Origin of the sequence: Actinomadura madurae, from assembly GCF_047130825.1 — a bacterium.
Lineage (GTDB): Bacteria > Actinomycetota > Actinomycetes > Streptosporangiales > Streptosporangiaceae > Spirillospora > Spirillospora madurae.
The window spans coordinates 3,445,555-3,468,623 of the sequence record NZ_CP083237.1 but is presented as its reverse complement, the minus strand read 5'-3'; the positions used below and the strand labels follow the sequence as shown (position 1 = coordinate 3,468,623).

Here is a 23,069-nt window from a genome sequence, read left to right as displayed (position 1 = left end):
GGATGCCGGAGGGACCCGCGCTGAGGTCATCATGCAGGGGAGACCGGCGGAAGGGGACCCGTGACGGAACGTGCCGGGGCGCGCGAGCTGCTGCGCCGCGTGCTGGACGGCGGCGCCTGGACGTCCTGGGACGCGCCGCCGGCGGGGCCGCCCGACCCCTCGTCGCCCTACGGGCGGGACCTCGCCGCCGCCCGCGAGCGCAGCGGGTGCGACGAGGCCGTCCTCACCGGGGAGGGCCTGCTGCGGGGCCGCCGCGTCGCGTTCGTCGTGTCGGAGTTCCGGTTCCTCGCCGGGTCGATCGGCCTCGCCACCGCCGACCGGATCGTCGCGGCCGTCGAGCGCGCCACGGCCGAGCGCCTGCCGCTGCTCGCCGCGCCGTGCTCGGGCGGCACCCGGATGCAGGAGGGGACGGCCGCGTTCGTCCAGATGGCGCGGATCACGGCCGCCGTCATGGCGCACCGCGCCGCCGGCCTGCCCTACCTGGCATACCTGCGGCACCCGACGACGGGCGGGGTGTTCGCCTCATGGGGCTCCCTCGGCCACGTGACGGCCGCCGAGCCCGGCGCGCTGATCGGGTTCCTGGGGCCGCGCGTGTACGAGGGGCTGCGCGGGGAGCCGTTCCCGCCGGGCGTGCAGGTCGCCGAGAACCTCGCCGCCAAGGGGCTGCTGGACGCCGTGGTGGGCGTCGACGACCTCGCCGAGGTGGCGTCCCGCGCGCTGAACGTCCTGTGCGAGCGCCCGCCTCCGGCTCCCGCCGCCCTGCCGGAGACCGCCGCGCCCGGCGGGACGGCGTGGGACTCGATCGAGCGTTCCCGCAGGTCCGACCGGCCGGGCGTCCGCGAACTGCTGCGTTACGGGGCGTCCGATGTCACCCCGCTCTCGGGCACCGGGCAGGGCGAGGCGGACCCGGGCCTGCTGCTCGCGCTGGCCCGCTTCGGCGCGGCGCCGTGCGTCCTGGTGGGTCAGGACCGGCGCAGCCAGCGCGCGGGCCACCCCCTCGGCCCCGCCGGCCTGCGCGCCGCGCGGCGCGGGATGCGGCTGGCCGCCGAGCTGCGGCTGCCCCTGGTCACCGTGGTCGACACGCCCGGCGCCGACCTGTCGGCGGACGCGGAGGAGGGCGGCCTCGCGGGCGAGATCGCCCGCTGCCTCGCCGACCTGATCACGCTCCCCGCGCCCACGCTCTGCCTGCTCCTCGGCGAGGGGACGGGCGGCGCGGCCCTGGCCCTGCTGCCCGCCGACCGCGTCCTCGCGGCCCGGCACGCCTGGCTGTCGCCGCTGCCGCCGGAGGGCGCCTCGCTGATCGTGCACCGCACTCCGGACCGGGCGGCCGAGATGGCCGCCGCCCACGGCGTCCGCTCCGCGGACCTGCTGCGCGAGGGCCTCGCCGACGCGCTCGTCGACGAACGCCCCGACGCCGCGGACGAGCCCGGGCCGTTCTGCCGCCGCGCCGCCGCCGCGGTCGAGGCGGGCCTGTCCGGCCTGGCCCCCACCGGACCCGGCGCCCGCCGGGCCCGCTACCGCCGGACGCCATGACCGACACCGCCACGCGGGCGGCCTACGACGCCGCGGCCGCCCTGGTCGAGGTCGGGCGTCTCATGCGGCGCCCTGACGAGGGCTAGGAGAGTCTCCGGGCTTCGGCGTCCTGCGGCACGACCCGCCCGTTCCCGGGCTCGGGCCGCGGGACGGCGGTGGTCCGGAGCGTGCGGTGCCAGGGACGCGGGCGGCGGCGCCGGCCGCGGTGGCCGCGGTGGGCGAAGGAGGCGATGAGCGCGGCCGCGGCGGCTCCGACGAGGGCGGCGAGAATGTAGGTGGCGACCTTGGGGATCTGGCACCTCCGGGTGGCGGCCCCGCTCACAAGCTCCGGGACGCTCCCGGAGGAGCCGCCTGTTGCGGACTTGTCGGCCATGTCTCGCTTTCCTGTCCCTCTGGTCCCTTCGCTCTCCCCGCGCCAGTTTGTCACACCCTGCACACCGACGCCCGGGATCTTTCCACCGACACGCCCGTCACCCGGATTCGCGCCTGGCGTCGTCGAGGAGCCCGGCGCGGTGCGCGAGGATGGCGGCCTGGACGCGGTTGGTGAGCGACAGCTTCGTCAGGATGCGGCTCACGTGCGTCTTCACCGTCGCCTCGCTCATGTGGAGGGCGGCGGCGATGTCGGTGTTGGCGAGACCGCGGCCGACGGCGACGAGGACCTCGCGCTCCTTGGCGGTCAGCGGGCGCAGCCGGGCCTCGGCGTCGGAGCGGCCCTCGGCGGCGAAATCGCGGAGCAGGCGGCGGGTCACCTTCGGGGAGAGCATCGCGTCGCCGCGGGCGGCGCTGCGGACGGCCGCCAGCATCTCCGGCGCCGACGCGTCCTTCAGCAGGAACCCGACCGCGCCGTGCCGCAGCGCGGTGCGGACGTACTCGTCCAGGTCGAACGTGGTCAGGACGACGACGCGGTGCGCGCCGGCGAGGCGCTCGGTCGCGGTGAGACCGTCGGCGCGGGGCATCCGGATGTCCATGAGGATCACGTCCGGGCGGTGCGCCGCCGCCTCCCGGACGGCCTCGCCGCCGTCGGCCGCCTCGCCGACGACGGTGATGTCGGGCGCCGTCTCCATGATCGTGCGGAGCATCGCGCGGACCATCCACTCGTCGTCCACGATCAGGACGCGGATCACAGCGGCACCTCGGCGCTGACGCGGTAGCCGCCGTCCCCGGTCGGGCCGGCGGTCAGGTCGCCGCCGAGCAGCCGGACGCGCTCGGCGATGCCGAGCAGCCCGTGGCCACCGCCCGGCAGCCCGGGGACGGGCGCGCGGCCCCGGCCGTTCGTCACCGAGAGGCGCAGCGCCTCCGGGGCGTGCCGGACGACGACCGTGCTCTCGGCGTCCCCGGCGTGCTTGCGGACGTTCGTCAGCGCCTCCTGCACGACCCGGTACACCGCGTGCCCGGCGAGCGCCGGAGGCGGGGACCCGGCCTCGTCCACCACGGTCAGCGTCACCCGCATGCCGGTGCGGCGGGACTCCTCGACCAGGTCGGCCAGGTCGGCGAGGCCCGGCTGCGGGGCCAGCGGGGCGTCGCCGGCGCGCAGGACCTGGACGAGCGACCGGAGCTCTTCGAGCGCCTCGCGCCCGATCGTGCCGATCCGCCGGCCGATCGCCGGCGCGTCCCGTCCCTCGGACGCCTCCAGCGCGGTCGCGTGCAGGACCATCAGCGACACCCGGTGCGTGACGACGTCGTGCATGTCCTGCGCGATCTGGGCGCGTTCGTCGCTGCGGGCGCGCAGGACGCGCTCGTGCTGCTCCCGCTCGGCGCGCTCGGCCCGCTCCCGCATGCCCGCGATCAGGTCGCGGCGGGTTCCGGTGTAGAGGCCGAGCAGCGCGGGGGCGAAGCAGATCGCGGCGGTCAGCGGCGCGGCCGCGTCCGGGCCGCCGAGCCGCCAGATCGGCAGGCCGACGAGGGCCGCGGCGACCACCGTGGCGGCGGCGGTCGCGCCGCGCGAGCGCGTCCGTTCGGCGAAGGTGTACAGGGCCACGATGACGGCGACGAACGCGGCCAGCGTCACCCACGCGACCAGGGCCAGCGCCAGCAGCGTCCGGTGCCGCCGCCACCAGAGCGCGGCGCCGGCCAGCAGGCCGAGCGGGACCGCGAACCACAGCGGCGGGCTCCAGTCGAACGCGGCGATGTCGTGGTCGCCGATCGACCGTCCCCCGCCGAGGTCGCCGGACGCCGTGCTCGCGGCCACCGCGACGGCGAGGACCGCGTCCAGCACCGTCCCGCGCCTCATGCGGCTCACGCTAACCCGGGCCGCGTCGCGCGGTCATCCATAGAAAGTTGTAGACGGCCTCCGGCGGTCCGCCGAGCGCGAAGGCGGGGAACGGCCGATGTGCCGCCGCCCGCGCCCCGGCGACGCTGGCCGCATGCCGAGAACGGAGACGCCCGGCCGCCCCGACGAGATCAGGCGCGGTATGCAGTTCGCCTTCGCCGCCTTCTCCCTCGTGGCCGCCGCCCTGCTGTGGAGCTACGACGAGACCGCCTACCCGACCATCAAGACGGCCGGGATGTTCGGCCACCTCCTGGCCACCGCCGTCGTCCTCGGCGCGGCCCTCGCCGGGGCCCGCCGCACGTTGATCGCCTTCCATCTCCTGTTCGTTCCGGTGCAGTTCCTCTTCCTCTTCGCCGGAGGGCTGGAGGAGATGGCCGGGATGGTCTTCTCCGCGGTGATCGTCGCGCGGATGCGCCCCCGCTTCCCCCAGCTGAAACGCCTCGCGCGCCGGGTGTGGCTGACCCTGCACGTCGGGGTCAGCGTCGGCTGGCTGGGCCTGGCCCTGGCGATGACGACCCTCGCGATCACGGGCGCCACCGCGGACGACCACGCGGTGCGCCACGGCTCCTACGAGCTGATGCACGTCTTCGACCTGACCATCGTGATCCCGAGCGTCGTGCTGGCCGTCGTCACCGGGCTCGTGGTGTCGCTCGGCACGCCCTGGGGTCTGGTCAAGCACCGGTGGGTGCTGCTGAAGTTCGTGATCTCCCTGGTCATACCGGTCATCGCGACGGTCCAGAGCGGCTGGATCGAGGAGCTCCAGCACCGCACGGCCGACCCCGCCGCCGATCCCGGCGGCACGGGCCTCGTCCTCGTCCTCTGCATGCTCCTCTACGCGGCGCTGCTGTGGACGGCGGTGGTCCTCTCCGTCTTCAAGCCGGGAGGGAAGACCCGCTGGGGACGGACGGAGCGTGCCCGGCGTCCCCGGGCGGCACCGGCGCGGGCCGATCGGGGCGGGACGCCGGAGAGTACGGTGTCCGCAACCCCCTGAGCCTTGGAGGATCGCGTGGCGCAGTTGACCGAGATGGTTCCGCCTTCGGTGGCGGGCGGGCTTCTCCGTGCCGTGTTCGGACTGCCGGCGCCCGTGCGGCGCCTGCTCGCCGGGTCGCCGGTGCGGCGGGACGGGCAGCTGCTCTCCCTGGACGCGCAGCTGCTCCTCCGGATGATGAAGCTGGAGGACGCGAGCCTGACCGCGCCCACGGTGGAACAGGCCCGGGCCGGGCTCGTCCGGGGGACGGCGTACCTGCCGAAGGCGCCGGCGCGGCCGGTCGCCACGCGCGAGCTGGACGCGGCCGGCGTGCCGGCGCGGCTCTACACGCCGAAGGCGCTGAAGGACGGGTCGCCGCTGCTCGTCTTCTACCACGGCGGCGGCTGGGTCATCGGGGACCTCGACACGCACGACACGCTGTGCCGCTACCTGGCGGTGCACGCGGAGGTGCGGGTGCTGTCGGTGGACTACCGGCTCGCGCCCGAGCACCCCTACCCGGCGGCGACCGAGGACGCGCTCGCCGCCTACGGGTACGCGGCGGCGAACGCGGAGGAGCTGGGCGCCGACCCGCGGGCGATCGCGGTCGGCGGCGACAGCGCCGGCGGGAACCTCGCGGCGGTCGTGGGGATGCTGGCCGACCGCACGCCCGACTTCGCGCTGCTGATCTACCCGGTCACCGACCTGTCCGCGCGGCGGCGGTCGCGGGAGCTGTTCGCGGAGGGCTACTACCTGACCGACCGGGACATGATCTGGTTCAGCGACCACTACTGCCCCGACGTGGAGCGGCGTGCCGATCCGGCGGCCTCCCCGCTGCTCGCCGAGGACCTGAGCGGCTTCCCGGCGACCTATCTGGTCACCGCGGGGTTCGACCCGCTGCGGGACGAGGGCGAGGCGTTCGCGCGGCGGCTTGAGGAGGCCGGCGTGCCGGTCGCGCTCCGGCGCCAGGAGGACCTCATCCACGGGTTCGCGAACATATGGTCCCTCGGCGGGCGGTTCCAGGAGGCGGTCTCGGAGGCGGCGGGGGCCCTGCGCACCGGCCTGTACACAGGGCCGCGCGTCCGCTCCTAGAGGGGGAGCCCGGTGAAGATCATGACCTTCTCCTCGGTGTAGTCGGCCATCGCCGACCGCAGCCCCTCCCGGCCCACGCCGGAGTCCTTCACGCCGCCGTACGGCATCTGGTCGGCGCGGTAGGACGGGACGTCGCCGATCACCACGCCGCCGACGTCCAGCTCCCGGTGCGCCCGGAAGGCGATGTCGAGGCTGCGGGTGAACACGCCCGCCTGGAGGCCGAACTTGGAGTCGTTGACGAGGGCGAACGCCTCGTCGACGCCGTCCACGGGCTGGACGAACATGACCGGCCCGAAGACCTCCTCGCGGGAGACCTTGGCGTCCGGCGGGACGTCGGCGAGGACGGTGGGCGCGTACGCGGCGCCCTCGCGGGTGCCGCCCGTGAGCACCTTCGCGCCCGCCGCGACGGCCTCGTCCACCCAGGACTCGACGCGCTCGGCGGCCTCCTGGCTGACGAGCGGGCCGACCTGGGTCTTGTCGTCCCACGGGTCGCCGGTGACGAGGGAGGCGACCGTGTCGACGAGCTTCGGCACGAACTCCTCGTACACGGACCGGTCCACGTAGACGCGCTGGACGGCGATGCAGCTCTGCCCCGCCTGGTAGTTGGCGAACAGCCCGACCCGCTGGGCGGCCCAGTCGAGGTCGGCGTCCGGCAGGACGACCGCCGCGCCGTTCCCGCCGAGTTCGAGGGTGACGTGCTTGCGCGGCGCCTGGTCGTTGATCGCCCAGCCGACGGGCACCGAGCCGGTGAACGACACGATCGGCAGCCGCGGGTCGTCCACGAGCGCGGGCGCGCGGTCGTTCGGGACCGGCAGGATGGAGAACATCCCGGCGGGCAGGTCGGTCTCGGCGAGCAGCTCGCCGAGCAGCAGCGCCGACAGCGGCGTGGCGGGCGCGGGCTTGAGCACGATCGGGGCGCCCGCCGCGATCGCCGGGGCGATCTTGTGGGCGGCGAGGTTCAGCGGGAAGTTGAACGGGGAGATGCCGAGCACCGGGCCCTTCGGCACCCGGGTGATGTAGGCCATCCGGCCCTCCGCGGCCGGGTCGGTGTCGAGCCGCTGCGTGGTGGCGCTGAAGCGGCGGGCCTCCTCGGCGGCGAACCGGAACGTGGAGACCGCGCGGGCCACCTCGCCGCGCGCCCACAGCAGCGGCTTGCCGTTCTCCGCGGTGATCAGCCGGGCGGTCTCCTCGGCGCGCTCGGCGAGGCGCGCGGACACGTGCGCGAGCGCCTCCGCGCGCACGTGCAGGGGCAGCGCCGCGGCCTCCCTGCGGAGCGCGTCGGCGGCGGCGATCGCCTCCTCGACCTGGGCGGGCGTCGGCACCGCCGCCGTCCCGACCACGCGGCCGTCGTAGGGGTGCGTAACGGTCAGCTCACCGTCACCGGTCTCGGGCCGGCCGGCCAGCCAGAATGGGGTCACGTTCATGCGTTCACGCTATCTCCGGCGCGCCCGAATGGGAGTCTCCAGGCCGTCCAATCCGGCCGCCCTGATTGGACGCGATGGCGAGCGCGACCCACAGCTCGGCGCGGACGGCCGGGTCGTCGGGATCGCGCCCGAGCACCTCGGCGGCCTTGCGCATCCGGGCCCGCAGCGTGTGCCGGTGGACGCCGAGCGCCCGCGCCGCCGCCTCGCCCTGCCCGTTCGCCGCCACGTACGCCCGGACGGTCTCCACCAGGTCCTCATCGCGCAGCGGGGCGAGCAGCGTGCCGGCGAAGGCGCGGGCGAGGCCGGGGTCCAGCAGCGCGAGCACCCCCTGCCCCGGAAGGTCGGAGTGGTGCAGGACGCCGCGGTTCGTGCGCACGGCCGCGGCCAGAGCCTCTTCGGCCTGCCGCAGCGCCGTCCCGAGGTCCTCGGCGGCGGTGTCGCTGACGCCGACCGCTCCGGTGGAGGCCAGGAGGGGCTCGACCGTCCCGAGCAGTTCGTCCGGGACGACGACCGCGGTGTGCCCGTCGAGCGGCAGCGCCGGGCAGCGCGCCCCCGCCGGGTCGGACTCCAGCGCGTCCAGCACGGCGGCGCCGCCCGCGCAGGCCAGCACCCGGACCGGTCCGCGCGGCACGGCCGGCCCGTCGTCCGGCCGGCCGAGCAGCAGCGCCGCCAGCGAGGCCCGCAGCCCGCGGGCGGTGCGCGGGGTCTCCGACTGGAGCGTCAGCAGCGCGACGGCCGCCCCGACGATCGTGTGCGCGGCGGGCGGCAGCGGCGCGGCCGTCCCCACCGCGAGGAAGCCGCGGGGCCGCCCGCCCAGCCCGACCCGCTGCACCACGACGTTGTCGTCGGGGACCGCCAGCGCCACGCTCGCGGCCGGGCCGCCCTTCCCGGGACGGCGCCGCAGCCGGGCCAGCTCGGGCGCGAGGGCCGCGGCGCGGTCGCGGGCGCCGGAGGGCTCGGCGTGCTGGACGGCGCCGGACGCGTCCAGCAGCAGCGCCCAGCCGCCGAGCAGCCGCGCCAGCCGGGCGACGAGTGCGCCGGGGCCGGTGAGCGCCGCGCGGGTCAGCTCCCGCTGCGCCTGGAACGCGCGGGTCACGTCCTCGTACCACTCGGCGGCGAGCATCCGCGAGACGGCCTTGCCGACGGCGATGAACGGGGTGGGGCGCGGCACCTCCAGCAGCACGAGCCCCTGGTCGCGGGCGGCGGCGAGCAGCTCGGGCGGCACCCGCTCGTGGATGACCCCGACCGCGAACCCGAGCCCGGCGACACCCCGTCCGACCAGCCGGGACACGTAGCCCGCGGCGCTCGCCGGGGTCAGCCGCATGCCGGTGGTCAGCACCAGCTCGCCGCCCTCCAGGAACGGGGTCGGGTCCTCCAGCTCGCTGACCGCGACCCACACGACCGGGGTGGCGGGCAGCGGCCCGGTGAGCGACCGGAGGCCGAGCTGGGGGAGGGCCGCGACGGCGGCCAGCGTGGGCGGCATGGCAATCCCTGTGCAAAGTGTCTACCTCGCCGGACGGATTTCGCCGTCCCGTACGGTTCATCGTAGGCGGCGCCCGGCTTATGTTCAGCGCATGACCAGCCAGGATCCTGCCCTGCCACAGGTACGCCGTGTCGTGACCGAGATCCCCGGCCCGCGCTCCCGCGAGCTGCACCGGCGCCGGACCGCGGCGGTGCCGCCGGGCGTCGGCAGCGTCCTGCCGGTGTACGTGACGGACGCCGGCGGCGGCGTGGTCGTCGACGCGGACGGCAACTCGCTGATCGACTTCGGGTCCGGCATCGCCGTGACGGGCGTCGGCAACGCGAACCCGCGGGTCGCCGCGCGGGTGAAGGCGCAGGCGGACCGGTTCACCCACACCTGCTTCATGGTCGCGCCGTACGAGTCGTACGTCGCGGTGTGCGAGAACCTCAACCGGATCACGCCCGGCGACCACGAGAAGCGGTCCTTCCTGGTCAACAGCGGCGCCGAGGCGGTGGAGAACGCCGTCAAGATCGCCCGGTACGCGACCGGCCGGCAGGCGGTCGTGGTGTTCGACCACGGCTACCACGGCCGGACCCTGCTGACCATGACGCTGACGGCGAAGAACATGCCGTACAAGCAGGGCTTCGGCCCGTACGCGCCCGAGGTCTACCGGATGCCGCTCGCCTACCCGTTCCGGTGGCCGACCGGCCCGGAGAACTGCGGGCCGGAGGCGGCGGCGCAGGCCGTCGACCAGATCGCCAAGCAGATCGGCGCGACGAACGTCGCGGCGCTGCTGATCGAGCCGATCCAGGGCGAGGGCGGGTTCATCGAGCCCGCCCCGGGCTTCCTGCCCACGCTCGCCGAGTTCTGCCGTGCCAACGGCATCCTGTTCATCGCCGACGAGGTGCAGACCGGCTTCGCGCGGACGGGCCACATGTTCGCCTGCGAGCACGAGGGGATCGTCCCCGACCTCGTCGCGACCGCGAAGGGCATCGCGGGCGGGCTGCCGCTCGCCGCCGTCACCGGGCGCGCCGACATCATGGACAAGGTGCACGCCGGCGGGCTCGGCGGCACCTACGGCGGCAACCCGCTCGCCTGCGAGGCGGCGCTGGCCGTCCTGGAGGAGATCGAGGACGGCAAGCTGGTCGAGCGGGCCGGCCGCATCGGGGAGATCATGCTGCCCCGGCTCCGGGCCCTCGCCGCGCGGCACCCCGCGATCGGCGACGTGCGCGGGCGCGGCGCGATGACCGCGATCGAGCTGGTGCGGGAGGGGACCAAGGAACCCGACCCCGAGCTGACCGCGAAGGTCGCGCGCCGCTGCCACGAGCGCGGGCTGCTCGTCCTGACGACCGGGACGTACGGGAACGTGCTGCGCTTCCTGCCGCCGCTCGTCATCCCCGAGGACCTGCTGGCCGAGGGCCTGGACGTCCTGGACGAGGCCTTCTCGGAGTAGGGCGGGCGAGGGGCAGGTCAGGCCGGGGTGAGGCTCTCCGCGTAGAGGTCGGCGAGGATGTCGTAGGAGCGGAGCCGGTCGGCGTGGTCGTAGACCTGGGTGACCACCATGACCTCGTCGACCGCCGTCCGCCCGATCAGCGCGTCCAGCTGCTTGCGGACGCTGTCCGGCCCGCCCACGACCTGGTCCGCCAGGCGCGCGTCGATCATCTGCTGTTCGAGCGGCGTGTAGGGGTGGGCGGCGGTCTCCTCGGGCGTCGGCAGCGGCCCCGGGCGGCCCTGCCGCAGCCGCAGGAACGCGAGTGCCTGCGGGGCGGCCAGCTCGCGTGCCTGCTCGTCGGTGCCGGCGGCCGTGACCGACACCCCGATCATCGAGTACGGCTCGTCCAGCGCGCCCGGCCGGAACGACTCCCGGTACAGCGCCAGCGCGGGCACCGTGTTCTCGGCGCTGAAGTGGTGCGCGAACGCGAACGGCAGGCCGAGCAGGCCGGCGAGCCGCGCGCTGTAGCCGCTGGATCCGAGCAGCCAGACCGGCGGTTCGTTCCCGGCGGCGGGGGTCACCTTGCTGTCCGCGCCGAAGTAGCCGCGCAGCTCGATGACCTGCTCGGGGAAGTCGTCCACCGACAGCGCCTCCGGGGACCGCCGCAGCGCCAGCGCGGTCGCCTGGTCGGTGCCGGGGGCGCGGCCGAGGCCGAGGTCGATGCGTCCCGGGTACAGCGCCTCCAGCGTGCCGAACTGCTCGGCGACGACCATCGGCGCGTGGTTCGGCAGCATGACGCCGCCGGAGCCGACCCGCATCCGGGAGGTCGCCGCCGCGACCTGCCCGATCAGGACGGCCGTCGCCGAGCTGGCGATGCCGGGCATCGCGTGGTGCTCGGCCAGCCAGTACCGGTGGTAGCCGAGCCGTTCGGCGTGCCGCGCCAGGTCGAGGGTGTTGCGCAGGGCCTGGCCGGACGTGGAGCCGCTGACGACGGGGGCGAGGTCGAGGACGGAGAAGCGCACGCTCATACCGGGTGCCAACCCGCCGCGCGCCCGTCCTCTTCCCGCTAGCCGCCCAGCGCCACGAGGACGACGGCCGCGATCGCCGCGAGCACCACGGGGACGGTGATGCTGAGCCAGGACCAGTTCACCAGCGTGCGGGCCCGCGCGGGGTCCTCCGCGAACCGGACCTCGGCCCGCGCGTACAGCAGCGCGGCGACGACGACCAGCGGGAGGAAGGCGAAGGTGGTGAGGAGGCCGAGGACGAAGGCGGCGACCTGCCCGAACCGGGTGTACGTGCCGTCCGGGCCGATGCCGAACGCGAGACGGGGAGCCACCGCGGGGGCGGAGACGGCTTCGGTCATGATGCGCACCGTACCGATCACTAGTGCCACTAGGAATGTGACCTGGATCATACGCTTCGTGATCAGCCGGAACCAGGGGCCGGCCGCCACTTTTCTGGACGGCCGGCCCAATACGTGGTTCAGCGCAGGTCGAGGCCGAGCAGCACCGGGTCGTGGTCGGACGAGCGGAACGCGTCCGGCCGGTAGAAGCGCGCCGGGTTGAACTCGGTGTTGTAGTCCAGGAACACCGGCTCGTCGCTGTTGACGTGCCAGATCGTCGCGCCCGTCACGCGCCGGGACAGCGCCTTGCCCGCGAGCGCGTGGTCCAGCTCGCCCGCCTGCCCGTCGAAGATGTAGCTGTACCGCTGGTCCGGGCGGACGAACCGCTGGGTCTGCCCGGCGAGGCCGGCGCCCGCGAGGGTCCGCACCGGGTCCTCGGCCGTGTAGGCGTTGAGGTCGCCGACTACCAGGGGGTTCCGCGCGCCGGCCGCGATCGCGGCGATCGCCTTCGCCTGGGCGACGCGGCGGGCGTTGTAGCAGCCCTGGCCGTCGCCCTGGTCCTGGTCCGGGCCGGTGGCGCCGTCGCAGCCCTTCGACTTGAAGTGGTTGACGATCATGGTGAACGCCGTCCCGCCCTTCGCCGGGCGGAACGCCTGCACCAGCGGCGGCCGGTCGAAGACCGGGTCGTCGGACGAGCGGGCGGCGCCGGAGGGCGTGACGGCGGCGGGCCGGTAGATGAGCGCGACGTGGATCTCGTCGGTCCCCGGGAACGGGTGCCTCACCCACGCGTAGGTCCCGGCGCCGGACGCGTTCAGCCGGTCGACCAGCGCCTTCACCGCGGTGTCGCCGTTGTTCTCGACCTCCATGAGCCCGACGACGTCGGCGTCCAGGCCCTTGAGCGCGGACGTCAGCTTGGCGAGCTGCCGCTCCTGCTCCTCGGCCGTGTCCGCGCCGCGCCGGTTCAGCGTCGTGAACCAGTTCAGCGTGTTGAAGCTCGCGACGCGGACGTCGCCGCCGACGCGGCCCGGCCTGTTCGGCCGCGGGTCGGTGCGGGCGAAGTGCGCCGCCCTGGTCGGCTCCAAGCGGTACGCGCCGAACCCGTAGCCGAGAACGCCGGTCAGCCCCCGCGCCGAGTCGCCGATGCGCAGGACGCGCGGGTCGGTGTACGGGATCGTGTCCGGGTTCTGCACGTTCGACCCGTCGTCGACGAGGAGCTTCCGCGCGTCGTTCCGTGCCTGGGTGGAGCCGTGCCCGTCCGTGGGCTGGAAGAGGCGGCCGCCCGCGGAGACGGTGACCTCCCCGTACCGTCCGAGCTGGTAGGTCTCGGTCGCGGTGAGACGCTGCCCGAACCGCAGCAGCATGCCCTCGTACCGCTCCAGGGTCGCGCCGCCCTTCAGCGGCAGCCGGACCTCGGCCGGGGCGACCCGTCCCTTGCCGCACACGTCGACGGCCGAGACGGGGGACAGCTCGGTGAGCCCGTTGTACTCGACGGCCTTGCCGGTCACGAGCACGCGGTCGCCGGCCGCGACGTCCGCGGTGGAGTAGACGAAGAGCCCGTCGGACGTCCGCGGGTCGGCGTCGGGGGCCGGGTCCTGGACGAAGAAGCCACCGAGCTGGTCGGACCGCTGGAAGTCGGCGGTGACGACGCCCTCGACCCGGACGGTCCGCCCGTTCAGGGGGCTCGCGTCGCCGCCGCCCTGGACCTCGGCGATCCGGTGGTCGGCGGGAGTGCCGCAGGTGGACGGCTCCGCCGCGGCGGCCGTCTGCGCGCCGGCGGTGAGGCCGGCGGTCAGGACGGTCGCGAGTGCTGCTGCTGTTCGGCGCATGGCCGGAGAGTAGAGGCGGGTTTCGGCGAACCGGCGACCCGTTAATGAAGACTCCACCAATTTGCAACGGATTGTCGTAACTATGGAGACCCCGTCCAGAAGGAGGGCCGTGACCCAGGCATCGGCCGGATCCGAATACGCCCGCACCCGCGACATCATCGCCGTGTTCGCCGTCCTGCTCGCCCTCACGGCGGTGCTGGTGGTCGTCCTCGTCCAGGCGTGGCCGGCCGGCCCGCGGCCGGGCCCCGGCGGGGGCGGCGGGATCACCCCGGCCGAGAAGACCGTCCACCTGCCCGGATGGTCGCCCACCGTGTCGCGGGAGACGAGCCTGTTCGTGATCGTCATGGCCGCCGGCGCGCTCGGCGCGATCGCGCACGTCCTGCGGTCCTTCTACTGGTACGTCGGCAACCGGGCGCTGCGCCGGAGCTGGCTGCCGATGTACCTGCTGCTCCCGCTCGTCGGTGCGCTCTTCGGGCTGATCGTCTACCTGGTGGTGCGCGGCGGGCTGACCTCGCCGGCGGGCGGCGCCTCCGACGTCAACCCGTACGGGATCGCGGCCATCGCCGCGCTCGTCGGCCAGTTCTCCCGCGAGACCGCCGAGAAGTTCCGCGCCGTCTTCTCCACGCTGCTGGCGCCCGCGCCGCCGGGAAGCGACCACGCGCCGGCGCCGCGGATCACCGCGGTCGAGCCCGCGGGCGGCCCGCCGGGCGCGCCGGTCACGCTCCGCGGCACCGGGCTGGCGTCCGCGACGGGCGTCCGTTTCGGGGCGGTGCGGTCGCCCGTGGTGGACGCGACGGACACGCTGGTGCGGACCGCCGTCCCGGCCGGCGCCACCTCGGGGCGCCCCGTGGTGACGACCCCCGCAGGCTCGGCCATCGCCCCCGAGCCGTTCACGGTGGAGTGACCGGCCCCTCGTCCGGCCCCTCGTCCGGCCAGTGGTCGTGCCAGACGTCGTAGGCCGCGCCCGGGAACACGCGCGGCAGCTCGGAGGTGGGGAGCCGCCCGGGTTCGGCGCCCGTCCGGGCGACCCCGAACTGCCGGTCCAGTTCGTACGCGGCGCGGCGCAGGCTCTTCGGGCCCGCGACCAGGCACGTGTAGCGGGGGCCGGGCAGCTCCTCGTCGGGGATGGCCGCGCCGACCGCGAGGCTGTTGGACACCGCCACCCAGCCGCCGAGGTCGGCGACCTGCCGCTCGGCGCCCTGGTCCTCCCAGCGGTGCTCCAGGATCGGCTTGGAGAAGATCGGGACGAGCAGGTGCGACACGCCGCACGCCAGCAGCTCCCGCTCCCAGCCGATCGACCGGCCGAGGTCCTCGCAGATCAGCACCGCGAGCCGGCCGAGGGAGGAGTCGAGCACGCTGATCCGCGTGCCGGGACGCGCGTACTCGACGGCCGTGCCCGAGTCCGGCGCGTCGGGCAGCCGCCACAGCCGCATCTGCCCCTGGTCCAGCGTGAACCCCGACAGCTTGTCCTGGACGAGGAGCTCCTGCCCGGTCCAGCGGTCCAGCAGGACGGCCCGGTTCGGCGGCGGGTCCCCGCCCCCGACCGGGCCGCTGCCGAGCAGCAGGAACCGCAGCGGGCGGCGGCCCCGGTCGCGGGCGGCGGTGTCGAACGCGACCTCCTTCCAGTGCTCCAGCAGCGCGTCCGACAGCGACGCCTCCGGCATCACGGCGAGCTGCGCGCCGGACTCGTCCAGCCGCCGGACGATCGCCTTGATCCGGCTGCGGATGCCGGCGGACTCCATCGGGCGGAGCGTGTAGACGGTCATGCCGTGCCGCTCGCCGAACGCGATGTCGACGTCGTCGTAGGTCTCCAGCACCGGCGCGCAGCCGACGGCGACGGGCTCGTCGCGGGCGAAGTAGGGGTCGTTCACGGTGGGCAGGATCCGGTGGTCGAGGCGCTCCCACTCCGCCTGCGGGACGCGGTGGACGCCGAAGAACTCCGCCTTCGTCCGCAGGCCGCGCGGGCGCCCCGGGTACGCGCAGCGGGGGAGCAGCGCGCCCGTCGTCTCCGGCCCGTTGAGCCTTCCCTCGGTCAGGTAGGTGACGAGCACTCCGGCGAGCGCGGGCGCGTCGTGGTAGGGGGAGTAGGGGCTGGCGTGGGCGAGCGCGATGTCCAGCCCGAGCAGGAGGGTGAACCGGCCGAGGTCGCCGTGCTCGGCGACGATCTCCGCCGTCACCGCCGGATCGAGGACGCCGTCCCTCAGCACCGTCTCGGCGACCTCGTCCGCGTCCCGCCGCACCCGCTCCCGCCTGGCCCAGCGCGTGGCCGTCCAGCCCTGGAAGACGTCGTCCGCGATCGCGTCGTAGAGGCGGACGAATAGATCAGCGGGCCCGGCCGGGTACACGGCTGTGGCCGACTGATCCGTCATAGGCGCCCCCGGGGGATTGACACACGCGGTGACCGATGGTGGATCGATGCTAACTCGCTCCGCCACCGGTTTCAGTGTCGTACGCGACAGTGGCGGGCCCCGTGTCACTTGACATTCACTTGGCATGAGCGCACGCTGGAGCCGGCGGTGCTCGTCGACCCGGGAGTGAGCCGTGAACGTCAGCGCAGACGCAGTCTCCAGCACCCGCGACCGCCGGACCGAGGTCCGGCGCCTCATCGAGGCGATGGAACACGCCAAGGTCATCAGCGACGGCCACTTCTCGGCGCTCGGCATGCTGATCACCGACGCCTCGCTGAGCGCCGACGAGCCCGCCCTGGTCGAATGCCAGGACGGGCTCCAGTGGTTGCACCGCCACTACCTGGACGCCGACGCCCTCGACGGGCCGCAGCGCGAGCAGCGCGGCCGCATCCTCGGGCTCATCGACGTCGTCCACTGGGCGCTCAAGCGGCTCCCGTCCGGGCTCCAGCTCGCTCTGCAGCCCGACGGCCACGCCGCGCGCTTCCTCGTCGCGGTGTTCCGCCGGCAGGGCCTGTCCAACCAGCAGCTCGCCGCCGAGCTCGGCACCGACGAGACCGAGATCAGCCGCGTCGGCCGCCGGCTGCTCGCGGCGGGCGTCGTCTGGCGCCGCAAGGAGTGGCGGCAGAACGCGTGGGACCTCACCCCGCGCGGGCGCCAGTACCTCGAAACGTCCGGCCTGCTGGCCGGCGGCTAGGACGCCGGCTCCCCCAGCAGCGTGATCAGGCGGGCGAGCCCGTCGTCGCCGTGGCCTTCGGCGACCGCGCGGTCGAACAGGTCCCGCAGCGCGGGCAGATGGCCCAGGTCGACGCCCTGGTCGCGGCTCGTCTCGATCAGGCCGGGGAACGCCACCTGGCTGGTCGCCACGCTGGAGACCGCGGTGCCGAAGTCGCCCGTGTCGACGGCCCTGGCCTGCTCGGGGAACGACTCCATCATCGCGGTCAGCCACGCGGTCACCATCGGCTCGAAGTCGGCCGCCGCGACCTTCTCGGAGCGGACGAGCGCGACCGCGTGCTGGAATCCGGCGAACATCCCGTACATGGCGTCCAGCAGGGCGAGGTCGAACAGCGGCGCCAGGCCGGGGTCGGTGCCGAGGAACCGCGGCCTGCCGAGGTCCGCGAGGGTGTCCCGGTGCCGCTCGAAGGCCACGTCGTCGCCGCTGTAGAGGATCAGCGCCTCGGGGCGTCCGATCATCGGCGGGACGGCCATGATGCCCCCGTCGACGTACCGGGCGCCGTGCCCGGTGACGCGGCCGGCCAGGGCGCGCGCCTGCCGCGGCGTCCCGTTGGTCAGCTGCACGACGGTCCGCCCGGACAGCACGTCCCCGGTGAGGATCTCCTCGGCGTTGTCGTACACGGACAGGCACACGATCACCAGCGGGCTCGCGGAGACGGCCGCCGCGGCGGTCTCGGCCTCCACCGCGCCCTTGGCCACGAGCGGCTCGGCCTTGGCGCGCGAGCGGTTCCAGACGGTCACGGTCCGCCCGGCGTCCAGGAGCGCCTCGGCGAGCGCGCTGCCCATCAGGCCCAGCCCGAGCACGGTCACGGATGTCTTCATGGGACTTCCCCTTTCGTTCAGGGCTCCAGCCTGCGACGGGCGTGTTCGGGAATCGTTCGGGCCCGATTACGGTGGGGCGTATGCGCTTCGGGGTCCTCGGTCCGCTGGAGGCGCGGACGGAGGACGGCAGGCCGGTCCGGGTCGCCGACCGGAAGGTGCGCGCGCTGCTCGCCGGCCTTCTCGCGCGCGGCGGACGCGTCGTCCCCGCGGACCGGCTCATCGAGGACCTGTGGGGCAGCGCCCTGCCCGCCGATCCGATGGCGACCCTGCGGGCCCGTGTCTCGCAGCTTCGCCGGACGCTGGAGGACGCCGAACCGCACGCCCGCGCCCTGATCGAGGCCCGGTCACCGGGCTACCGGCTGGCCGCGCGGACCGACGCGCAGCTCTTCGAGGACCTGGCCGGACGGGCGGCGAGCGAACCCGATCCGGGGACCCGGGCCGGCCTGCTCGCCGACGCGCTGGCACTCTGGCGCGGCCCCGCCTACGCCGACTTCGCCGACGCGCCCTTCGCCGTCGCCGAGATCGCCCGCCTGGACGAGCTGCGCCTCGCGGCCGTCGAGGAGCACGCCGAGGCCCGGCTGGAGCTGGGCGGGGACGCGGCGCTCGTCGCCGAGCTGCGCGGCTTGGTGGCGGAGCATCCGCTGCGGGAACGGCTCCGCGCCGCGTACATGCGGGCCCTGTACCGGTCGGGCCGTCCCGCCGACGCGCTCGCCGCGTACGACGACCTGCGCGTCCGGCTGCGGGACGAGCTGGGCCTGGATCCCGGCCCCGACCTGGCCGGCCTGCACGCTGCCATGCTGCGGCACGACCCGGCGGTCGCCGGAGCGCGGCGGGATCTGCCGGCCGACGTGACCGCGCTCGTCGGCCGGGAGGCGGCCGTGCGGGAGGTGACCGCCCTGCTGGACGCGTCGCGGCTGGTGACCTTGCACGGGACGGGCGGCGTCGGCAAGACGCGGCTCGCGGTGGCGGTGGCCCGCGGCGCGCGTGCCCCGGGCGGCGTCCGGATGGTCCGGCTCGACGAGGGCCTCGGGGCGGGCGCGTCCGCCGGTGAGGTGGCGTCGTTCGTGGCCGGGGCGCTGGGGCTGCGCGACGACGCCGGCTCCGGCGCGGACCCGGCCGCGAGACTCGGCGACGCCCTGCGCGGCGAGCGGACGCTGCTCGTCCTCGACAACTGCGAGCATGTGGCCGAGCCGGTGGCGCGGCTGGCGGCGGTGCTGCTGCGGGACGTCCCGGCCCTGCGCGTCCTCGCCACCAGCCGGGAACCGCTGGCGATCAGGGGCGAGCGTCTCTGGACCGTCCCTCCGCTGGACGCCGATGCGGCCGCCACGCTGTTCGCCCAGCGGGCGGGCATCGCCCCGGACTCCGGGCACGCCGGGGAGATCGCGGCCGTCTGCGAGCGGCTCGACGGCGTCCCGCTGGCGCTGGAGCTCGCGGCCACCCGGGTGCGGGCGCTCGGGGTGGCCGGGCTGGCGGCGCGGCTGGACGACCGGTTCCGGCTGCTCTCGTCCGGTGCCCGCGACGCCCCGGCCCGGCAGCGGACGCTCCGCGCGCTGATCGACTGGAGCTGGGAGCTCCTGGACGAGCGCGAGCGCGCCGTCCTGCGGCGGCTGGCGATCCACGCGGGCGGATGCACGCTGGAGGCCGCCGAGCAGGTCTGCGGCGCCGATCTCGACGTGCTCGCGAGCCTCGTGGACCGGTCGCTCGTCGTCGCGGGCGAGGGGCGCTACCGGCTGCTCGAATCGGTGGCCGCGTACTGCGTCGAGCGGCTCCACGAGGCGGGCGAGCACGAGGGCACGCGGCGCCGCCATGCCGCGTACTACACCGGCCTGGTGGAGCGCGCCGATCTTCGCGGACCCGGCCAGCGAGATGCGCTCCGGCGGCTGCGCGCGGAGACCGGGAACCTGCGGGCCGCGCTCGACGGCGCCGTCCGGGGCGGCGACGCCGATCTCGCGCTGCGGCTGGTGAACGCGATGGGCTGGGCCTGGTTCCTGTGGGGACGCCCCGGCGAGGCGCGCCGGGCCTTCGAGCGGGCGCTCGCCGTCCCGGGCGGGACCGGCAGGGCCCGGGCCCGGATCTGGCACACCGGGTTCACCATGCTCGACGGCGACGCCGCGGACCGCGACGCGCGGGTCCGCGAAGCGCTGGCCTCCGACGACGATCCCTGGGCGCGATGGTTCCTCGGGTTCGTCCGGGCCGGGTTCGGGGACCTGGAGGCGATCGGCGAGCTGGCGACCCGCGCACTGGAGGGCTTCCGCGCGGCCGGCGACGTCTGGGGCGAGGCGGCGGCGCTCGCCACCCGGGCCGCGCAGGCGCTGTCGGCAGGCGAACCGGGCGAAGCGGAACGTGACGGCGAGCGAGCGCTGGAGCTGTTCGGCAAGGCGGGCGACCGCTGGGGACGCCTTCAGGCGACCGAGACCCTCGGCCTTCTCGCGGAGGTCACCGGCGACTACGCCCGTGCCCGGGAACTGCACGAGAGCGGCCTGCACGACGCCGAGGAACTCGGGCTCTGGACGGAGGTCTCCGGACGCCTGTCGCGCCTCGGCCGCATCGCGCTGCTCGAAGGCGATCTCGCCACGGCCGACGATCTGCACGAGCGTGCCGGGCGGCTGGCCGTCCGCGAGTCCCACAGGCGGATGGAGAACTTCGCCGACATAGGCCTCGCCCTCGCCGCGCGGCGGCGCGGACGCCTGGACGAGGCCGAGGCGATCCTGCGCCGCTGGCTCGACTGGTGCCGGGCCATCGACGGCGCCCCCGGCCTGGCGTTCCTGCTGGCCGAACTGGGCTTCATCGCCGAACTCCGCGGGGACGCCGAACAGGCCCTGGCCCTGCACGAGGAGGGCCTCGCGGCGGCCCGCGCCACCGGCAACCCGCGCGCGATCGCCCTCGCGCACGAGGGCCTGGCGGGCGCGCGATCCCTGGCGGGCGACCGCGACGGGGCCGCGGCGGAGCTGACCGCCGCCGCCCGCGCCCGCGAGGCGGCCGGCGCGCCGCTGCCCGCGGCGGAGCGCGGCGACGTCGAGCGCATCAGCGCCCGCCTCGCCGGCTGACCGTCAGAGGCAGGGCGAGGAACATCACGCCGGCGGTCAGCGCGAAGGCGACGGGATAGCCGGTCTGAGCGGCGGCCAGCCCGAACGCGACGCCGCCGACGCCCATCCCGCCGTCGAAGCCGATGTTCCACAGCGCGCTGACCGTTCCGTATCCGGAGGCGGGCGCCCGCTCGAACATCACCGCCATGCTCGCGTTCTGCGCGACCCCGAAGCCCGCGCCGAACAGCGCCATCGAGGCGAAGACGGCGGCCGGGTGCGGCACCAGGAACAGCAGCGCGATCCCGGAGGCGGCGGCGGCCACCGCGGGCGGCAGCAGCCGGCCCGCGCCGTGCCGGTCGCCGACCCGGCCAGCCCACCAGCGCGACAGCGTGGCCGCCGCCGGCTGGACGAACAGCGCCGCCGCCGCGACCCCGCCGGGGACCGCGTCCGGCAGGAACGTGACCAGGACGCCCGCCGCCATCGCGGTCGCCGCGAACGCCACCGCCGGGCGCAGCAGCGCCGCGGACCGCAGCCCGGCCGCGATGCCGAACGGCCGGTCCGCCTCCGCGTCCGGGGCGCCGATGACGCGCGGCAGGCCGGGCAGGGCCGCCAGCGCGGCGAGGGCGAAGGCCGCGCCCGCGACGAAGACCGGCGTGTAGCCGACCCGCCCGGCGAGCCACACGCCGAGCGGCAGCGCGAGCAACGACGGCACGCCCGCCACGATGCCGAACAGGCCGAGGCCCTCGCCGCGCCGCTCGGCCGGGACGAGCACCGCGACCAGCGCGCCCGTCACCACCACGGCCACGGCGAACCCGAGGCCGCGCACCAGGCTCACCGCCGTGATCGTCACCATCGAGGACGACAGGGGCAGCGCCAGCGCGGGCAGGCCGAGGAGCAGGATGCCCACCGCGAGCACCCGCCGGTGCCCGAACCACGTGAGCAGCCGGGGGAGCGAGAGCTCGGCGAGCACCGTCGTCAGCATCAGCGCGCCGGTCGCGGCGCCCGCCCCCACGCCGCCTGCTCCTCCGGCCGCCGCGTACATGGGAACGACGGAGAACAGCAGGAAGAACCCCGTGAGCATGCTGAACGCCGCCGCGAACACGAGCGCCAGGTGCCGCCCGACGAGGCGCGGACGCGGATGACCGGCGGCCTTCGGAAGCTGGAGTGTCTCGCTCATGCCCATGACCGTAGAAGACGATCCGGCCTGCTGTATGGTCCGGTTTCATGGCGATCGAGTGGGCCGGTTCACCGCCGGAGCTGTTGCTGCCCCTCGACCGGGACGCGGCCGGGACGCTGCGCTCCCAGCTGGAGGGCGGGTTGCGCGACGCGATCTGCAGCGGGCGGCTGAAGGCGGGGGAGCGGCTGCCGTCGTCCCGCGAGCTGTCCCGCCAGCTCGGGGTGTCGCGCGGCCTCGTCCAGGAGTGCTACGGCCAGCTGACGGCCGAGGGGTACCTGTGCACGAGGGCGGGCTCCGCCACGCGCGTGGCCCCCGTCCGGGCGCACCGGGAGACCGGGCCGTCCGAGGGGCCGGCGCCCGCGCCGCGGCTCCGCGTCGACTTCGCCGCCGGCGTCCCCGATCTGGCGTCCTTCCCGCGCGGCGACTGGTGCTGGGCGCAGCGGGAGGTGACCCGCACGGCCCCGAACGCGGCGCTCGGCTACGGCGACCCGCGCGGCGGCGAGGCGCTGCGGGACGTCCTCGCCGGCCACCTGCGCCGGGTGCGCGCGGCCCTGGCCGAGCCCGAGGACATCGTCGTCTGCTCCGGATTCGCCCAGGGGCTCGCCATCGTGCTGCACGTCCTGGCCCGCCGGGGCGTCCGGCGGGTGGCGTTCGAGGACCCCGGCTACGGCGACGGCGCGACCATGGCCGCCGCCGAGCGCGCCGGGATCGAGGCGGTGCCCGTCCCCGTCGACGGCCTCGGGCTGGACGTGGACGCGCTCGCCGCCACCGGCGCCCGCGCGGTCGTCGTCACCCCGGCGCACCAGTGGCCGACGGGCGTCGTCCTCGCCCCCGAGCGCCGCCGCGCCCTCGCCGACTGGGCCGCCGACCGGAACGCGCTCGTCGTCGAGGACGACTACGACGCCGAGTTCCGCTACGACCGCGAGCCCGTCGGCTCGGTGCAGGGCCTCGCCCCCGGCCATGTCATCGGCATCGGCACGGTCAGCAAGTCCCTCGCGCCCGCCGTCCGGCTCGGCTGGATCCTGTGCCCGCCCGCGCTGACCCGCGCCGTGGCGGAGGAGAAGCGGCTCGCCGACCGCGGCTCGCCCGTCCTCGACCAGCTCGCGCTCGCCGCGCTCATCGAGTCGGGCCGGTACGGGCGGCACCTGCGGCACATGCGCCCCCTCTACGCCGCGCGGCGCGCCGCCCTCGTGGACGCCCTCGCGCGCCACGCCCCCGGCGTGCGGCTGTCCGGCCTGGACGCCGGGTTCCACGCCGTTGCCCACCTCCCCGAGGGGAGGGACGAGCGGCACGTCGTCGCCGAGGCGCGCAAGCGGTCGATCGGCTTGTACGGGATGAGCACCTTCCGGACGTCCGGCGCGGCCGACCCGCCACAGCTCGTCCTCGGTTTCGGCGACCTCACCGAGACCGCGATCCGCGACGGGATCCGGGCGGTGGCCGACCTCCTCGCTTATTGAGTTGAGTGCTAATAACGGCGCTTCAGCATGTGAGAGGACTTCATTCCGCGCGTCACGGGCGGTGGGACACAGTCGTCTGACCCGTCCCCGGAGACAAGGAGTC

At 75.4% G+C, this 23,069-nt stretch carries 19 protein-coding genes; 8 read left to right on the top strand and 11 right to left on the bottom strand.

Annotated features, from left to right (window positions below; all coding sequences use genetic code 11):
* Nucleotides 1-60 precede the first annotated feature (60 nt).
* Nucleotides 61-1,533: a carboxyl transferase domain-containing protein gene (locus K8Z49_RS15645; RefSeq protein WP_412519388.1), complete on the top strand. Its 1,473-nt coding sequence runs from the start codon at nt 61-63 to the stop codon at nt 1,531-1,533.
* A gap of 82 nt (nt 1,534-1,615) precedes the next feature.
* Here K8Z49_RS15645 and K8Z49_RS15640 read toward each other — a convergent pair whose 3' ends face one another.
* The 3 genes from K8Z49_RS15640 to K8Z49_RS15630 all read right to left on the bottom strand — a co-directional run bounded on the left by K8Z49_RS15640 (nt 1,616) and on the right by K8Z49_RS15630 (nt 3,763).
* Nucleotides 1,616-1,906, bottom strand: coding sequence for a hypothetical protein (locus K8Z49_RS15640; RefSeq protein WP_412519386.1), 291 nt, complete (start codon nt 1,904-1,906; stop codon nt 1,616-1,618).
* 97 nt (nt 1,907-2,003) lie between these two features.
* Nucleotides 2,004-2,657, bottom strand: a complete 654-nt coding sequence (locus K8Z49_RS15635; RefSeq protein ID WP_412519384.1) for a response regulator — start codon at nt 2,655-2,657, stop codon at nt 2,004-2,006.
* Nucleotides 2,654-3,763 carry a sensor histidine kinase gene (locus tag K8Z49_RS15630; RefSeq protein ID WP_021599279.1) on the bottom strand — a complete coding sequence of 370 codons (1,110 nt, stop codon included), beginning with the start codon at nt 3,761-3,763 and terminating at the stop codon, nt 2,654-2,656. Before K8Z49_RS15630 ends, K8Z49_RS15635 begins: the two co-directional genes overlap by 4 nt.
* 133 nt (nt 3,764-3,896) lie before the next feature.
* On the opposite strand from K8Z49_RS15630, the gene K8Z49_RS15625 reads away from it, so the two are divergent.
* Both K8Z49_RS15625 and K8Z49_RS15620 read left to right on the top strand, forming a co-directional pair.
* The gene (locus K8Z49_RS15625) at nt 3,897-4,793 is read left to right on the top strand and encodes a hypothetical protein (protein WP_412519382.1); all 897 of its coding nucleotides are present in this window, start codon (nt 3,897-3,899) and stop codon (nt 4,791-4,793) included.
* A gap of 15 nt (nt 4,794-4,808) precedes the next feature.
* Nucleotides 4,809-5,858, top strand: coding sequence for an alpha/beta hydrolase (locus K8Z49_RS15620; RefSeq protein WP_412519380.1), 1,050 nt, complete (start codon nt 4,809-4,811; stop codon nt 5,856-5,858).
* On the opposite strand, the gene K8Z49_RS15615 is transcribed toward K8Z49_RS15620, so the two are convergent.
* Together K8Z49_RS15615 and K8Z49_RS15610 are read right to left on the bottom strand one after the other, a co-directional pair.
* Nucleotides 5,855-7,282 carry an aldehyde dehydrogenase family protein gene (locus K8Z49_RS15615; protein ID WP_021599276.1) on the bottom strand — a complete coding sequence of 476 codons (1,428 nt, stop codon included), beginning with the start codon at nt 7,280-7,282 and terminating at the stop codon, nt 5,855-5,857. The genes K8Z49_RS15620 and K8Z49_RS15615 overlap by 4 nt on opposite strands.
* A gap of 4 nt (nt 7,283-7,286) precedes the next feature.
* Nucleotides 7,287-8,765, bottom strand: a complete 1,479-nt coding sequence (locus K8Z49_RS15610; RefSeq protein WP_412519378.1) for a PucR family transcriptional regulator — start codon at nt 8,763-8,765, stop codon at nt 7,287-7,289.
* A 91-nt stretch (nt 8,766-8,856) separates the two neighbouring features.
* Between K8Z49_RS15610 and gabT the strand changes: the two genes are divergently transcribed.
* On the top strand, nt 8,857-10,197 hold the full coding sequence (gene gabT, locus K8Z49_RS15605; RefSeq protein ID WP_412519376.1) for a 4-aminobutyrate--2-oxoglutarate transaminase: 1,341 nt from the start codon (nt 8,857-8,859) through the stop codon (nt 10,195-10,197).
* 17 nt (nt 10,198-10,214) lie between these two features.
* Here the strand turns inward: gabT and K8Z49_RS15600 are convergent, their stop codons facing one another.
* From K8Z49_RS15600 to K8Z49_RS15590, 3 genes are all read right to left on the bottom strand, one after another.
* The gene (locus K8Z49_RS15600) at nt 10,215-11,204 is read right to left on the bottom strand and encodes an LLM class flavin-dependent oxidoreductase (protein ID WP_021598254.1); all 990 of its coding nucleotides are present in this window, start codon (nt 11,202-11,204) and stop codon (nt 10,215-10,217) included.
* 38 nt (nt 11,205-11,242) lie between these two features.
* A complete protein-coding gene (locus K8Z49_RS15595; protein ID WP_412519374.1) occupies nt 11,243-11,539 on the bottom strand; it encodes a hypothetical protein in 297 nt (98 codons plus the stop codon).
* Nucleotides 11,540-11,658: 119 nt separating this feature from the next.
* Nucleotides 11,659-13,344, bottom strand: a complete 1,686-nt coding sequence (locus K8Z49_RS15590; RefSeq protein ID WP_412519372.1) for an ExeM/NucH family extracellular endonuclease — start codon at nt 13,342-13,344, stop codon at nt 11,659-11,661.
* 109 nt (nt 13,345-13,453) lie between these two features.
* Here K8Z49_RS15590 and K8Z49_RS15585 point away from each other — a divergent pair, with 109 nt between their 5' ends.
* The gene (locus K8Z49_RS15585; protein WP_412519370.1) at nt 13,454-14,248 is read left to right on the top strand and encodes an IPT/TIG domain-containing protein; all 795 of its coding nucleotides are present in this window, start codon (nt 13,454-13,456) and stop codon (nt 14,246-14,248) included.
* Here the strand turns inward: K8Z49_RS15585 and K8Z49_RS15580 are convergent.
* Nucleotides 14,235-15,713, bottom strand: coding sequence for a hypothetical protein (locus K8Z49_RS15580; RefSeq protein WP_412519368.1), 1,479 nt, complete (start codon nt 15,711-15,713; stop codon nt 14,235-14,237). The genes K8Z49_RS15585 and K8Z49_RS15580 overlap by 14 nt on opposite strands.
* Before the next feature lie 172 nt (nt 15,714-15,885).
* Between K8Z49_RS15580 and K8Z49_RS15575 the strand changes: the two genes are divergently transcribed.
* Nucleotides 15,886-16,446, top strand: coding sequence for a hypothetical protein (locus tag K8Z49_RS15575; RefSeq protein ID WP_021598249.1), 561 nt, complete (start codon nt 15,886-15,888; stop codon nt 16,444-16,446).
* Here K8Z49_RS15575 and K8Z49_RS15570 read toward each other — a convergent pair.
* The gene (locus tag K8Z49_RS15570) at nt 16,443-17,306 is read right to left on the bottom strand and encodes an NAD(P)-dependent oxidoreductase (RefSeq protein WP_412519366.1); all 864 of its coding nucleotides are present in this window, start codon (nt 17,304-17,306) and stop codon (nt 16,443-16,445) included. The two genes, K8Z49_RS15575 and K8Z49_RS15570, sit on opposite strands and share 4 nt — an antisense overlap.
* Before the next feature lie 80 nt (nt 17,307-17,386).
* Between K8Z49_RS15570 and K8Z49_RS15565 the strand changes: the two genes are divergently transcribed.
* Nucleotides 17,387-20,353: a BTAD domain-containing putative transcriptional regulator gene (locus K8Z49_RS15565; RefSeq protein WP_412519364.1), complete on the top strand. Its 2,967-nt coding sequence runs from the start codon at nt 17,387-17,389 to the stop codon at nt 20,351-20,353.
* Here the strand turns inward: K8Z49_RS15565 and K8Z49_RS15560 are convergent.
* Nucleotides 20,331-21,509, bottom strand: a complete 1,179-nt coding sequence (locus K8Z49_RS15560) for an MFS transporter (protein ID WP_024935805.1) — start codon at nt 21,507-21,509, stop codon at nt 20,331-20,333. The two genes, K8Z49_RS15565 and K8Z49_RS15560, sit on opposite strands and share 23 nt — an antisense overlap.
* Nucleotides 21,510-21,556: 47 nt before the next feature.
* Here K8Z49_RS15560 and K8Z49_RS15555 point away from each other — a divergent pair, with 47 nt between their 5' ends.
* Nucleotides 21,557-22,966, top strand: a complete 1,410-nt coding sequence (locus tag K8Z49_RS15555; protein WP_075022643.1) for a PLP-dependent aminotransferase family protein — start codon at nt 21,557-21,559, stop codon at nt 22,964-22,966.
* Nucleotides 22,967-23,069 lie beyond the last annotated feature (103 nt).